Source organism: Rhizobacter sp. P2_H3 (assembly GCF_056403355.1).
The window spans coordinates 1-1,479 of the sequence record NZ_JBFUFQ010000474.1; the positions used below are offsets into that span (position 1 = coordinate 1).

The 1,479-nt window shown below is 69.6% G+C and carries 1 protein-coding gene and 1 pseudogene; both read left to right on the forward strand.

Translation table 11 applies throughout. The annotated features are described in order from the left end of the window. Positions 1-1,136: pectate lyase family protein (locus AC1D1T_RS32435; RefSeq protein ID WP_477829201.1), on the forward strand; the 1,136-nt coding region annotated here is incomplete at its 5' end. Then, a pseudogene (locus AC1D1T_RS32440) lies at positions 1,133-1,479 on the forward strand (hypothetical protein); the annotation flags it as partial. The gene AC1D1T_RS32435 and the pseudogene AC1D1T_RS32440, both read left to right, overlap by 4 nt.

A 1,479-nucleotide genomic window follows, 5' to 3' on the forward strand; every position in this document is an offset into this window, starting at 1 on the left:
CGCCTGCACCGGCTCCGGCCCCCGCGCCGTCGGCCGACGCCAGCACCGAGGTGGCCCCGGCCACCGGCTGGGCCAGCCAGTCCGGCGGCACGCGCGGCGGCTCGAATGCAGCGGCCGCGGCGATCTACAAGGTCGACACCGCGACCGAACTGCTCGCCGCGATCAAGGCGGGCGGCGACAGCGCGAAGATCATCAAGGTGACCGGCCGCATCGACATGGCGGCAGCCGACAACGGCGGCGCCTTCAAGAGCACCTCGGACCAGGCCAATCGCGGCGAGCTGAAGCTCGGCAGCAACACGACGCTGATCGGCGTTGGCGCGACCGCGGGCCTGGTCAACGCGAACATCAAGATCAACAGCGTCGACAACGTGATCGTGCGCAACCTGACCATCATCGACCCGTGCGACGTGTCGCCGTTGTGGGACCCGAACGACGGCTCCAGCGGCAACTGGAACTCGGAGTTCGACGGCATCACGGTCGACGACTCGACCCACGTCTGGATCGACCACAACCGGTTCACCGATTCCCCGGTCACCGACGACCTGCTGCCGGTCGTCAACGGCAAGCGCAAGCAGTGCCATGACGGCTCGCTGGACGTGAAGAACGGGTCGGACTACGTGACGATCTCGAACAACGTCTTCGACCAACACGACAAGAACAACCTGATCGGCTCGTCGGACAGCAAGACCTCCGACAACGGCCACCTGACGGTGACCTTCCACAACAACCTGTTCACCAACATCACCGAGCGCGCGCCGCGCGTTCGCTTCGGCAAGGTGCACGTCTACAACAACCTGTACCAGGGCAGCACGGCCAACGCGGCCTACCCGTACGGCTACAGCATCGGCGTGGCCTACCTGGCGAAGATCATCTCGGAGAACAACGTGTTCGAGATCCAGGGCGCCAACAGCTGCGCGAGCGTGATGAAGAACCCGGGTTCGTCGAGCAAGACCGGCGCGATCACCGAAGCCGGCTCGCTGCTGAACGGCGCGGCGCTGAACATGTCGCAGTGCAGCTTCTCGAACGACGTGGGCTGGACGGTGCCGTACAGCCGCAGCGCGCTGCTGCCGGCGGCGTCGGTGAAGGCCGCGGTGCAGGCGCAAGCCGGCGTCGGCAAGCTGACGGTCAAGCCATGAGAGCCGGCGCGGGCCTGGGCCCGTTGTTCATCGCGGTGTCGGCCGCGCTGCTGGGCGGTTGCGGCGGCGGGTCGCAGGACACCACCTGGGCCGGCGGCAACACCGACGGCTCGGCACTCGGGCCCGTGACGGGCACGCCGGCGCCTGCGCCGGCGCCCGCCCCCACACCCTCGCCCGCGCCATCCCCTGCGCCATCGCCTTCACCGGCCCCGGCGCCCGCGCCTTCTCCGTCGCCGGCGCCTGCACCTGCGCCGGCACCTTCTCCCGCACCCGCGCCTGCGCCTGCTCCTGCCCCCACGCCAGCGCCGGCCCCTGCACCCACGCCGGCGCCTGCTCCCGCACC